Annotated in this window: 11 protein-coding genes; 6 read left to right on the plus strand and 5 right to left on the minus strand. The window is 39.5% G+C overall.

The genetic code is table 11. The annotated features are described in order from the left end of the window. Positions 1-4: 4 nt before the first annotated feature. Positions 5-2,737: a helicase-related protein gene (locus tag ACTF5Q_RS01305; protein ID WP_438952913.1), complete on the minus strand. Its 2,733-nt coding sequence runs from the start codon at positions 2,735-2,737 to the stop codon at positions 5-7. A 223-nt stretch (positions 2,738-2,960) separates the two neighbouring features. Here ACTF5Q_RS01305 and ACTF5Q_RS01310 point away from each other — a divergent pair, with 223 nt between their 5' ends. The 4 genes from ACTF5Q_RS01310 (at position 2,961) to ACTF5Q_RS01325 (ending at position 6,714) form a co-directional block, all read left to right on the plus strand. Next, a complete protein-coding gene (locus tag ACTF5Q_RS01310; protein WP_438952914.1) occupies positions 2,961-3,251 on the plus strand; it encodes an SCP2 sterol-binding domain-containing protein in 291 nt (96 codons plus the stop codon). Further along, entirely contained in the window at positions 3,251-4,198 is a 948-nt protein-coding gene (locus tag ACTF5Q_RS01315; protein ID WP_438952915.1) for an alpha/beta fold hydrolase, read from the plus strand. The genes ACTF5Q_RS01310 and ACTF5Q_RS01315 overlap by 1 nt, the downstream gene beginning before the upstream one ends. 63 nt (positions 4,199-4,261) lie before the next feature. After that, positions 4,262-6,079: a M3 family oligoendopeptidase gene (locus ACTF5Q_RS01320; RefSeq protein ID WP_438952916.1), complete on the plus strand. Its 1,818-nt coding sequence runs from the start codon at positions 4,262-4,264 to the stop codon at positions 6,077-6,079. Positions 6,080-6,165: 86 nt separating this feature from the next. Continuing rightward, the gene (locus ACTF5Q_RS01325) at positions 6,166-6,714 is read left to right on the plus strand and encodes a glutathione peroxidase (RefSeq protein WP_438952917.1); all 549 of its coding nucleotides are present in this window, start codon (positions 6,166-6,168) and stop codon (positions 6,712-6,714) included. A gap of 22 nt (positions 6,715-6,736) precedes the next feature. Here ACTF5Q_RS01325 and ACTF5Q_RS01330 read toward each other — a convergent pair whose 3' ends face one another. Together ACTF5Q_RS01330 and ACTF5Q_RS01335 are read right to left on the minus strand one after the other, a co-directional pair. Continuing rightward, complete coding sequence (locus ACTF5Q_RS01330) at positions 6,737-7,621, minus strand: alpha/beta hydrolase (protein WP_438952918.1); 885 nt, start codon at positions 7,619-7,621, stop codon at positions 6,737-6,739. A 77-nt stretch (positions 7,622-7,698) separates the two neighbouring features. After that, positions 7,699-8,451 carry an alpha/beta hydrolase gene (locus ACTF5Q_RS01335; RefSeq protein WP_438952919.1) on the minus strand — a complete coding sequence of 251 codons (753 nt, stop codon included), beginning with the start codon at positions 8,449-8,451 and terminating at the stop codon, positions 7,699-7,701. Positions 8,452-8,613: 162 nt separating this feature from the next. Between ACTF5Q_RS01335 and thrS the strand changes: the two genes are divergently transcribed. After that, on the plus strand, positions 8,614-10,566 hold the full coding sequence (gene thrS / locus ACTF5Q_RS01340; RefSeq protein ID WP_438952920.1) for a threonine--tRNA ligase: 1,953 nt from the start codon (positions 8,614-8,616) through the stop codon (positions 10,564-10,566). Between the two features lie 30 nt (positions 10,567-10,596). Here thrS and ACTF5Q_RS01345 read toward each other — a convergent pair whose 3' ends face one another. After that, a complete protein-coding gene (locus tag ACTF5Q_RS01345) occupies positions 10,597-10,917 on the minus strand; it encodes an arsenate reductase family protein (protein ID WP_438952921.1) in 321 nt (106 codons plus the stop codon). A gap of 148 nt (positions 10,918-11,065) precedes the next feature. Here ACTF5Q_RS01345 and ACTF5Q_RS01350 point away from each other — a divergent pair, with 148 nt between their 5' ends. Then, positions 11,066-11,272: a cold-shock protein gene (locus tag ACTF5Q_RS01350; RefSeq protein WP_020044312.1), complete on the plus strand. Its 207-nt coding sequence runs from the start codon at positions 11,066-11,068 to the stop codon at positions 11,270-11,272. On the opposite strand, the gene ACTF5Q_RS01355 is transcribed toward ACTF5Q_RS01350, so the two are convergent. Next, the gene (locus tag ACTF5Q_RS01355) at positions 11,259-12,173 is read right to left on the minus strand and encodes a LysR family transcriptional regulator (protein WP_438953076.1); all 915 of its coding nucleotides are present in this window, start codon (positions 12,171-12,173) and stop codon (positions 11,259-11,261) included. The genes ACTF5Q_RS01350 and ACTF5Q_RS01355 overlap by 14 nt on opposite strands. Positions 12,174-12,232 lie beyond the last annotated feature (59 nt).

The following is a 12,232-nucleotide window of genomic DNA, read 5'->3' on the forward strand; positions in this document are numbered from 1 at the left end:
AAGGTTAATTTTCTTGTTTAAAACCCATCAACGCCTTAGCGAAAGGATTGTCCGGATCGATTTGTTTTTCTTGGATCTTGTTATTTTTATTTGCGTGGCGAGAACTTTTGGAACTTTCCACAGGAGAAAGCTTACTCTTTTGCTTTCTTGATTTAACATCTTTCTTTGTAAAATTTTTACCCTTATTCATCTTTTTGGGAACCCAGAAAAATGTATAAAACTCCTCCTCCATATCTACGACGGTATCGTATTTAGATTCATTAATTTTAACTTCTTCGAGGTTAACACTAGGGTCGCCCACAATTTCTACTAAAGGTTCCTGATTAATTTCAGTTCTAGGAGCAGTATTGCCCTCCGAAACTGCTTTCAAACGAGAACCTTTCTCGGCCTTATATCCCAATCCAACCATTAGCCCTGCAAATTGTTCAAGAGTCATGCCAGTAATTGAAAGCATATCAGAATTACACTCGAATCCACTTTTGCTGTCCTGCAATCTGAGCATGTCTGCTAGCCGCTCGAGCATATCTATGCGAATTGCCCTGTCTCCAGCATTACGATATCCAGACATCGTGTCTACTCCGCTCAAACCCAAGGATGTACTTGGCACAGTAACCAGTCCAGGTGGAGGAGCACTAGGAAATTCAGCTATTTTTTTCGCCAATGACCATAAAACCAATCTTAATCTCGTTGGAGCAGGCTTTAGTAGCAATGGCATAAAAATTGTATGTTGGCCAAAACGTACCCCATGTTTTCTTAAGGTTGCTCTCGCATCCTGGTCCAGTGACTTCACTGTTTCAATTACAGTTTCTCTCGGAACCAATCCAAAATTTTCCACCAACGTAAACGCAAAACCACGCGCTAGACCGGCTAGCTTATCATCTCTCTCTAATGCCAGCAGTGGCTCAAACAAAGTTGCAATCTTGCGATCTATAAAATGCTGAAGCCTCCGTTCAACTTTTTGTTGAATTTCAGTATTTACGTAATCTTCAATAAAAACGTTAATACGCGGTTTTAAAGGATTGTCACCAGCTAACAACTTTCCAACCGCAGTTTCGCCCCACATCAAACCACCTTGATCCGTGAAGTCTATTTCAGTATCAGGAGCATTGTAAAATCTATCGGCCATCAAATTAAAGTGAGGTACTAAAGCCTCCGTTGCAGCAGTTTTCAAAGCCTTGGCCTCAGCACCGTTTGCATCTTTATCTGCCATGAACCGGAACCCTTCAAGCTTCCCAACGAATTCACCCTCTACGGTCACTTTACCTTCATTATCAACCTCGGCCACCAGAGCCTCCTTATCTTTAAGCCGACGCAATAACACGGAAGTACGCCGATCAACAAATCTTTTTGTCAGACATTCATGTAATGCATCCGACAACAAATCTTCAATCGAGCAAGTCCTATTACGCCAATGATTTACGTCATCAACCCATCCTTTTCTATGGGAAACATATGTCCAAGTTCGCATATATGCTAGTCTTTTTGATAAAGTATCAATGTCTCCGTTGGTAATCTCTAATGAAGAAACTTGTTTTTGTAACCAATCATCAGGAATTCGTCCAAAATCAAATAAACTGGTGAAAATCGTCTCCAATAATAATGCGTGTTCCCCGTGACCGATCGACCTAAAATCTGGAATACTGCAGACTTTCCACAATAATTTAACAGCCGCTGGCTCTTTGACACGTTCGAGTATTGGCTCTGATTGACTTAAAGTTTTCAACACTAGCAAATCATCAGAATCTCGCGCTTTTATGAGTGATGGATTGTCAGGTAACACCTCTAACGACGAAATTAGTCTGTCAATCGTCCCAAATTCTAGATTCGTATTTCGCCATTGCAAAGTTGTTTGGGGAGTAAAACGATGCTCCATTATTGAAGTTGCTACTTTTGGATCTAAGGGTTTCGCCTCTCCTGTAACTCCAAATGTCCCATTATTCATGCCGCGCCCTGCGCGACCAGCTATTTGGGCCAACTCGTTGGGAGCGAGGTCCCTGCTACGTCGTCCGTCGAATTTAGTAAGGGAAGAAAATGCAACATGATTAACATCTAGATTTAGGCCCATACCAATAGCATCAGTTGCCACAAGGTAATCGACATCACCATTTTGATATAGTTCAACCTGAGCATTTCTAGTTCTGGGACTCAAAGCGCCCATAACTACAGCTGCACCACCCTTTAATCTCCTCAAAATCTCAGCGATGGAGTAGACATTATCGACAGAAAAGCCGACAATAGCAGATCTAGTTGGTATCCTAGATATTTTTTTAGATCCAGTGTAGACTAAATTACTGAGGCGTTCTCGTGATATGAAATTTGCATCAGGCACTAGATTTTTTATTGGATGGCGCATGGTTTCCGATCCAAGAAATAGCGTCTCAAGGGAGCCGCGTGATTTTAGAAGTCTAGCAGTAAAGACGTGTCCTCTCTCTGGATCATTAGCTAATTGTATTTCGTCGACAGCCAAAAACTCACTACTCATTCCTTCAGGCATAGCCTCAACGGTACAGACCCAATACTGAGCCTTATTGGGAACAATACGCTCTTCACCAGTCAAAAGTGCAACGCTGGAAACACCTCTCAAACGGACAATTTTATCGTACACTTCTCGAGCCAATAATCTCAATGGAAGGCCAATAATCCCACTATTGTAGCTTAACATTCGCTCTATCGCATAGTGGGTTTTGCCAGTATTTGTGGGACCAAGCACCGCAGAAACCGTTTGGAATTGTTTCATATCTAGAAGTCTCTTCGAATATTAGTCCAAATTAAGGCCTGCAGTGGCTACTATGAAGAAATTGCATTGTACAGTATCGTTTAGAACTTTAATACCTTAAAGATCAGATAAGAGTATGAAAACGAAACTTTCACAATTATTGCCGTAACGGTAAGTTTGAACTCAAAGTAAAAAAGCCGCTATACTATAGTGAATTCAAATTTAACCTAGTAGGTATAATTTCATGTCAAATGTAATTGACGATGCCGTCGCAGCATTAAAAGAAAAGATGTCGAATACATCTTTTGAAGGTTCAGCGAAATTCGAAATTGAAAGTGAGGGATCGATCGTAATTAGCGGAGGTAGCGTATACGCTTCTGACGATCCAGCAGATGTTACATTCACAGCTTCGGTAGAAATATTTGAAGAAATATTTAATGGTGAGCTTGAACCAACTGCTGCATTCATGACAGGAAAGTTAAAAATAGATGGGGATATGGGAACTGCAATGCGGTTGGCTAACGTCTTCAGCTAATGAACCAGAGCGCTCCATTCCTTAATGATGTATTCGAATGGCCCAAGGGCGCGATAACCAGCTATGAAACCACATCGGATGGAATAAAAATCAGAACTGGTATATGGGTGGCCAGAAATCCAGCCGGAACGGTTTTTATATTTCCAGGCAGAGCAGACTATTTGGAAAAATATGGTGGTTTAGCTAATAATTTACTTGATAGAAATCTAAATGTTGTAACAATAGATTGGCGCGGCCAAGGTCTTTCTGAAAGATTACTTCAGGACAGAAATATTGGTCACATAGAAGACTTTAAGTCCTACCAAAATGACGTCGCGGTAATGATAAATAATGCTAATACCGCCAAGCTTGCAAAACCTTGGATAATGTTCGCGCATTCTATGGGAGGCCTTATTGGTTTAAGATCACTTCACAACACCTCAATCTTTGAAAAAGCAGTGATTACATCACCCATGTGGGGTATTGCAATGCCTCCAATTTTGAAATCTGGAGCCCCCATTATTATGTCTTTGATTTCGTTACTTGGAAAAATGGAGACTTACGCTCCAACAACAAATTCCGAAACTAGAATTCTACACGAAGACTACGGATCTAATAAACTAACAAATGATTTACAAAACTTTACTTTACTTGGACAGCAAGTGGAACAGTATCCAGATTTACAAATTGGAGGTCCAAGCACCGCTTGGGTAAGTGCGGCGCTGGATGAAATAGAATTTCAAATTGGAACCGGACCACCCAGAACCCCAGCACTTTGTTTTTTAGCAGAGGAAGAAGAAATTATCGATAGTTTAGCAGTAAGAACCTTTTGTGATAGATGGGATACCTGTGATTTGATTTCCATGCCGAAAGCAAAGCATGACCTGCTAATGGAACAAAATTCTATTTTAGCCAGGTTACTTTCCGAATTAGATAAATTCATCAAAAATAATTTACAAATTTTTTGAGTACTCTTGCTGCCAACGCCATAGAACTCTAGTTATGACCAAAGCGCTTTGAAAAGGTAAACAATGGTAGATTTTAAAAATATTTTCTTTGATAAAGAGTTGGCTAAAAATGGGAAACAAGTAGGCAATTTGCCAGAATGGAATCTCAACGATTTATATACCCACACAGAGAGCCAAGAACTAAAAAACGATTTAGTCTGGCTTGAGAACGAATGTGAAATTTTCGCAAATGATTTCAAGGGAAAGCTTGTTAATCTTAGTGCAAAAGAATTCTTAGCCTGTGTTAAAAGAAATGAAAAAATTAGTAATGTTAGTGGACGACTTATTTCGTATGCTGGTCTGCGATACTATCAATCAACCACCGATGGAGAACGCACTAAATTCTTATCTGATATTCAAGAAAAAATTACGATATACACTTCTTCATTAATTTTCTTCAATCTTGAGCTAAATAAACTACCTGATGGGCAGTTAGATTTGTTATATTCAAAGAGCGAAGAACTACGTCGCTATAAGCCAGTATTTGATAGGATTCGTGCACTCCAGCCCTATCAATTATCTGATGAGCTAGAAAAATTTCTACATGAACTGGGAATCGTTGGAGATGCTTGGGAAAAGCTTTTCGATGAAACCATCGCAGGCCTCGAGTTCTCTATCGGGGACGAGACACTCAACCTCGAAAGTACGCTAAATTTGCTTACTGACCATGACCGTTCAAGACGCGAAATGGGCGCCAACGAACTGTCTAGGGTTTTTTCTAAAAATATTAAAATTTTTGCACGTATTCACAATACACAAGCAAAAGAAAAAGAAATTATTGACCATTGGCGTGGCATGCCCTCTCCTCAATTTGGACGTCATTTGTCAAATCATGTTGAGCCTGAGGTAGTCGAAGCTTTGAGAAATGCAGTTGTGGCTTCTTATCCCAAATTAAGTCATAGATACTACGAATTGAAGCGTGAATGGATGGGCTTAGAGTATCTGGAGATATGGGATAGAAATGCTCCGCTGCCAATGGAGTCAAATCAAACCATAACATGGACAGAAGCCACAAAATTGGTATTAGATGCTTATTCTGGTTTTGACTCTCGGATGGCGGAATTAGCTGAACCATTTTTCTCAAAAGGCTGGATCGACGCGGCTGTTAAACCAGGAAAAGCACCTGGTGCCTTTGCCCATCCAACAGTTACCAATGTGCATCCCTACATTATGCTAAATTATCTTGGAAAACCTCGTGATGTCATGACATTAGCACATGAATTGGGGCATGGCGTTCACCAACTACTTGCATCTAAACAAGGAGAAATGCTTTCTTCAACACCTTTGACTCTCGCCGAAACAGCTTCTGTTTTCGGTGAAATGTTAACTTTTCGTAAGATGTTAGATGCAGCTGAAGATCTGCAATCTCGCAAAATTTTAATGGCTAACAAGGTTGAGGATATGATCAATACCGTCGTTAGACAGATCGCTTTTTATGACTTTGAATGCAAACTTCACGATGCGCGTAAATCAGGAGAATTAACGCCAGAGGATATAAATACTCTATGGATGTCTGTACAGGCTGAAAGCCTCGGGCCAGCTTTTAAATTTATGGCAGGTTATGAAACATTCTGGGCATATATTCCACATTTCGTTCACTCTCCATTTTATGTTTATGCCTATGCTTTTGGTGACGGCCTGGTTAATGCTCTATATGCAGAATATGAGGAGAAACCTACTGGATTTTCATCAAAGTATTTTGAGATGCTCGAGGCAGGTGGTTCAAAACATCACTCGGACTTGTTAGCTCCGTTCGGGCTGAATGCTTCAGATGCTAAATTTTGGAGTAAAGGCTTGTCAGTGATATCATCGATGATAGACGAATTAGAAAAAATGAAATAATTTCTCCAAAATAGACTTCTGTAATCAAAAGTTTATTTAACTTGTAATCACTTAACGCTGAACTAATTCTCGTGAATGAGAGGTTTATGATGAAAATACTTTTACTTGTTTTTTCAATAGTTATTGGAGCAACTACGATGTCTAATGCTAGTCAATTTGTGTTTAAAAGCGCTGACGGCGGAGTAATAAACTTAGAAGATTTTAGGGGCAAACCAGTACTGGTTGTAAATACTGCAAGCCGATGCGGATTTACGGGTCAGTTAGAGACGCTTCAAAAACTCTCGGATACATATCGGGAGGAAGGCTTGACGGTGTTGGCTGTTCCGTCAAATGATTTCAATCAAGAATTGGCAACGATAGAGGCGGTTAAAGAATTTTGTTCAGTTAATTACAGTTTAACTTTGCCAATGACTGAGATTACCTCTGTCAGAGGCAAGAATGCCCATCCCTTTTTCAAATGGGTAAAAGAGACAACTGGATTCTCACCGAAATGGAATTTCAACAAAATTTTGATTGATCCATCAGGCAAAGTGGTTCAGACTTTTGGTTCGTTAACAAGGCCTATGTCTGGAGCTATAACTCGTGAGATCGAAAAATATTTACAACTGGGATTAAGCGTTCAAGTATCTGGATAGCAACTCAACAGAAACGATATAGCTAGCTCCTTTTTGTCCAATCTACGATTTCATCTACGAAATAATCATTCATGGATGGTGACATTATATCTCCACATATTACGTGTGAGTTGGGGTCATCGTATTGCCCCACTTCTACTAATAATTGCGACTTTCTACCACCCCAAGCATCAAAAACTGTTTCTATCAACCAGGGCTTAACGACTTTATCTTTTTTTGAATAAAGAAAAAGTGCAGGCCATTTAGCCTCGGAGAAATCAAGCTTAGCAATTTTATTTGTCATTTTTGCCATTTTTATAACAGACTGCGTAGAGTATCGCGTAGTCCAATAATAACTATGAAGCTCCCCTCTCGGTTTAAAAGTCCTCTCACTGCCGAATAGTAATGGCATCCAGACTTGAGAAAATGGCCATGTTAAGATCCCCGACATTTTTTTATTGAGACCAAAATTTGGCGAGATAAAAACCAACTTATCCCCGAGTTTAAAGCCAGGCTTTGATAACGCCAAAGCTGAAACAAGAGTTCCGCCAGTAGAAGTGCTAACTACAACAATATTTTCTCCAATTTGGTGACCGATTGCGATAGCCTCTGCCGTATCGTTTAACCAGTCTTGAATTTGTGCTTTCGACATTTCCTTACTGTCGCACCCATGACCAGTCAACCGAGAAAAATATAGATTTGCATTCAATTTATTTGCAATTTTTTCAGGTACTGGCCTTACTTCCTGAGGACTCGCAGAGTATCCGTGAATGTAAACGATTGCTATCTCCGTCTTTTCACCTGGACTTGAAAACCAAAAAATTCTTTTTTTTAAATCTTTTTTTAAGTTTGGAATACTATCTTCTGATCTAACGAGGTACTCATCTAAATTTTCGCCACGGAGATAAAACTTTTTCGAAGCCTCCACTGGCACTTTTTGCTTTAAAAATAGTAGATAATAGATAATTAAAAAAAAGACGGTGCTTGAAATAATAAGTGCTATGATCAAGATGTCCCCGCTTCTAGTATTAGCTCATAGATAGTTTGCTCTAAAAGTTTCAAGCAAGTAGGAGACGAAAACGAATGGTCTGCGGCGGCAACTAATGTAAGGCGCATATTCTCACAATTTATGTGATCGAGTAATTTCGTAGCAGTTTGAATTTCCACAGAATTATCGTCTGTTCCCTGTAACATTCTAATAGGGCATTGTACGGCTAGGGGTCGTTTGAAAATAAGATGATTTCTACCATCTTCAATTAATTTAAGTGTTATTCGGTACGGTTCATCGTAATCAGATGGTAAAAGTATTCTGCCCGAACTCAATAACTCAGACTTTTGCATATCGCTAAAATTTGACCAAAAATAATCTTCAGTAAAATCTGGTGCAGCTGCAATGGTAACAAGGCCAGCTATTCGATCACGTATTTTTTGATATATTAAAAATGATATCCAACCGCCCATAGACGATCCTATTAAAATAATTGGACCCTTTGTTTTTTCAGTAATCATTTCATACGCGTCTTGCACCCAGTCACTGATTGTACAGTTCTGAAAGGACCCTGAACTTTGCCCATGACCGGAATAATCAAATCTTAAAAAACCATAATGATTTCTTTCCGCCCACTCTTCTAAATAAGTAGCTTTAGATCCCATCATATCCGACATAAAACCTCCTAAAAATACTAGTGTAAAATCACCTCCTGCTTTCGCAGAATATGCAAGATTTTTACTTTTTTTTGTCAGAAATTTTATAGTCATAGTCAGCTTCAACCCCTTTATTTTGTCTCATAGTCTTACAAGTGATTACAAGCCAAATATTAAAAAAAATACAAAGCTTTCTTGACCTACATTCAGCAACGCGGCATTAGTAAGCATATACGCAACCGGGCGTTTCGTAGGCGCCAAAAAGACGAGAAGTACATGGAAAAAATTATTATAACGTTCCCTGATGGCAGTAAACGTGAATACGACGCTGGAATTACTGCTGAAAAAGTAGCCCAAACAATCTCAATATCTTTATCTAAAAAGGCGATAAGCGCTGACTTAGATGGTGCTCATTGGGACCTTCATTGGCCAATATATAAAGACGCTGAGCTTTCGATTAATACTCTGAAAAATAAAGAACGAGCAATTGAGCTGGTTCGCCATGACCTTGCCCACATAATGGCCCGAGCGGTGCAAGAAATCTGGCCTAAGGTAAAGGTGACAATCGGTCCAGTTATAAATCATGGTTGGTATTATGATTTTGACCACGAAGAACCATTTACCCCTGAAGATTTGGGGAAAATTGAAAAGAAAATGCGTGAGATCATAAACTTGCGAGACGTTGTCCGCACTGAATTATGGGACAGAAAAAAGGCAGTCGAATATTATACAGCGAAAAAAGAGCCATATAAAATAGAGCTAATCGACGCCATACCTGAGAATGATAATATTAGAATGTACTGGCACGGGAACTGGCAGGACCTCTGTAGAGGGCCGCACTTGCAGAACACAGCACAGGTACCAGCTGATGCTTTCAAATTAATGTCGGTTGCAGGTGCCTATTGGCGCGGTGATAGCAACCGTCAAATGCTACAAAGGATTTATGGAGTTGCTTTTCTCAATAAGGAAAATCTCCGTGAACATTTGAACATGCTTGAAGAGGCCGCAAAGCGGGACCATCGAAAACTAGGTAAGGAAATGGATCTTTTCCATATGCAAGAAGAAGCACCTGGGCAAATTTTTTGGCATCCAAATGGCTGGAAAATCTACACACTACTTCAAGATTACATGCGACGCCAACAAGAGGTAGGTGGGTACGTAGAGGTTAACACCCCTCAAGTAGTTGACAGAAAACTATGGGAAGAATCCGGACATTGGGACAAATATCAAGAGCATATGTTTATCGTGGAAGTAGACGAGGAACATGCCCGTGAAAAATCAATAAATGCATTAAAACCAATGAATTGCCCGTGCCACGTTCAAGTTTACAATCAAGGTATAAAGTCTTACCGGGATTTACCTTTAAGAATGGCTGAATTTGGGTCATGCAATAGGTATGAACCTTCTGGCGCACTGCATGGTATAATGCGTGTAAGAGGTTTCACGCAAGATGATGCGCATATTTTTTGCCAAGAAGATCAGATTGAAAGTGAAACGAAAAAATTTATAAATTTTCTTTCAGGCGTATATAAAGATTTAGGTTTTCCCAAATTTGAAGTGAAGTTCTCTGACAGACCAAAAAACCGGGCAGGAAACGACGATGTATGGGATAAAGCTGAAGGTGCTTTAAAAGCTGCAACAACTTCTGCCGGATTTGATTTTGAATTGAATCCAGGTGAAGGAGCGTTTTACGGTCCAAAACTAGAATTTGTTCTTACCGATGCAATCGGTCGCGACTGGCAATGTGGAACGCTGCAGGTTGACTTCGTTTTACCAGAACGTTTGGACGCAAATTTTATCGGTGAAGATGGTCAAAAACATAGACCAGTAATGCTTCATCGTGCAGTGTTAGGTTCTTTTGAAAGGTTTATAGGGATCTTGATTGAAAACTTTGCCGGTAGACTACCGTTCTGGCTAGCCCCAAGACAGGTGGTTGTAGCGTCCATAGTCACTGATGCAAACGAATACTGTACTGAAATAGTCGATGCATTAAAAACAGTTGGCATTAGAGCAGAAAGTGATCTCAGAAACGAAAAGATTAGCTACAAAGTGCGAGAGCATTCTGTAGCAAAAGTTCCAACCATTTTGGCTATTGGAAATAGGGAGGTTGAAGAAAGAACAATAACTGTGCGCACATTAGGTGAAAAGCAAACAAAAACAATCAGTTTTGAGCAAGTTATTCTAGAATTGCAAAAAGAGGGTGTCCCTCCAGATATGAGACAAGACTAATTTATCGGTGTTTACGCTATAGACTTAGCTTTATACCGACTGAAACTTTTCAATAATCTGCGTAGTCCACCCAACGCTATAATTACCATTTTGATCTTTAATTATAGGACGTTTTATTAAGGTAGGATAAGCTTGAAGCAATTCTATCAAAGGGAGCTGCCTATCGATTTCAGGCAAAGAGCGCCAAGTAGTGGATTTCTTGTTAACTATTTTATCACCACAAGTGTCAATTAACTTTTTTATCGCCTTCACAGAAAAAGGCACTTGGCGAATGTCAATAAACTCGGCATTTTGCAAAACTTTCCGAGCAGCTCTGCATTTATCACAGTTTTTTAAACCATATATCAGCATCTTAGTACCTTATTAAAAAATTTAACTGGCTAAATGGAAATTTAGCACTAACGTCCTCTTATCGAAACTGCTTCACAGGTTTTCAGTAACTAAACGTTTTAGATGCTATTTTCGATACAGAGTAAATGAATATTATAAGGATCAAAATATGCCACAAGGAAAAGTAAAGTGGTTTAATACGACTAAGGGATTTGGCTTTATTGAACCAAGTGACGGTGGAAATGACGTTTTTGTGCATATATCCGCAGTCCAAAAATCTGGTTTAAAAGGCTTGGCCGAAGATCAACTAGTAAATTTTGAGCTTGTTGAGGGCCGAGATGGGCGACAAATGGCTGACGAACTCAGTCTTGCTTGACCACTTTCGGGATTTTAACTCTACCACTTGCTAATTTGATCAAATCTTCTACAAATGGTTTCTTCAAATCGCTACCACGGGTTGCGGCATACAGCTTACGTGTAACCCCTGTTGAAGTTAATTTCCTTTGAACAAGATCATGATTTAGATTTCCATCATTTAACACCCAATTCGGAAGCACAGATACCCCTCGGTTGGATGCTACTAGTAAAAGTATTATTGCTGTAAGCTCAACATGTCTTACAGCTTTCGGTTCTACCTTCGCTGGGATAAGAATTTGACTGAAAATGTCTAACCTTTTTCGTTCAACCGGATAAGTGATAAGCGTTTCATCTACAAAATCCTTCGCTTCAATAAAATCATTTTTCGCCAACCTATGTTTAGGGGAACAAACGAACATCGGTGAATAATCGAATAGAGGCACATAACTTATCCCCGAAATTATTTCAGGATCAGATGAAACTACTAAGTCAACTTCCTCTTTTTCCAGAGCCGGTAACGCGCCAAATGCTAGACCTGGCTTGATATCAACATCGATATCTGGCCATAATTTTCTGAAATTTCCTAGTACAGGAAATAGCCATTCGAAACATGCATGACATTCGATGGCGATATGTAATCTTCCAGCAGTTCCATTTTTAATCTCATCAAATTCATTCTGAATTGAAATAACTTCCGGAAGTATACTTTCTGCTAATTTTAGCAGTTTTTGTCCAGCCGCCGACAACTTTAGTGGCTTAGAGTTTTTGATAAACAGAGGTACCCCCGCATTCTCCTCTAACAACTTTATCTGATGACTTAATGCAGACTGAGTCAAATTCAGGATCTCGGATGCGTTTGCTACTCCACCATAATCATGGATGGCCCTAATAGTTCGCAGATGACGCAACTCCAAATAAATCTTCAAATTATTTATCTTTCAGTAATCTAAATCATATTCTAAATTTTCACTGTATTTAA

This window comes from Candidatus Salinivivens marinus, from assembly GCF_965655845.1.
Lineage (GTDB): Bacteria > Pseudomonadota > Alphaproteobacteria > Rhodobacterales > Rhodobacteraceae > Salinivivens > Salinivivens marinus.

Bases quoted from the DNA above. Each gene is read 5' to 3' on its own strand.
- ACTF5Q_RS01305 (WP_438952913.1), bottom strand. From the start codon at position 2,737: ATGAAACAATTCCAAACGGTTTCTGCGGTGCTTGGTCCCACAAATACT.
- ACTF5Q_RS01310 (WP_438952914.1), top strand. From the start codon at position 2,961: ATGTCAAATGTAATTGACGATGCCGTCGCAGCATTAAAAGAAAAGATG.
- ACTF5Q_RS01320 (WP_438952916.1), top strand. From the start codon at position 4,262: ATGGTAGATTTTAAAAATATTTTCTTTGATAAAGAGTTGGCTAAAAAT.
- ACTF5Q_RS01335 (WP_438952919.1), bottom strand. From the start codon at position 8,451: ATGACTATAAAATTTCTGACAAAAAAAAGTAAAAATCTTGCATATTCT.
- ACTF5Q_RS01325 (WP_438952917.1), top strand. From the start codon at position 6,166: ATGATGAAAATACTTTTACTTGTTTTTTCAATAGTTATTGGAGCAACT.
- ACTF5Q_RS01315 (WP_438952915.1), top strand. From the start codon at position 3,251: ATGAACCAGAGCGCTCCATTCCTTAATGATGTATTCGAATGGCCCAAG.
- ACTF5Q_RS01350 (WP_020044312.1), top strand. From the start codon at position 11,066: ATGCCACAAGGAAAAGTAAAGTGGTTTAATACGACTAAGGGATTTGGC.
- thrS (WP_438952920.1), top strand. From the start codon at position 8,614: ATGGAAAAAATTATTATAACGTTCCCTGATGGCAGTAAACGTGAATAC.
- ACTF5Q_RS01345 (WP_438952921.1), bottom strand. From the start codon at position 10,917: ATGCTGATATATGGTTTAAAAAACTGTGATAAATGCAGAGCTGCTCGG.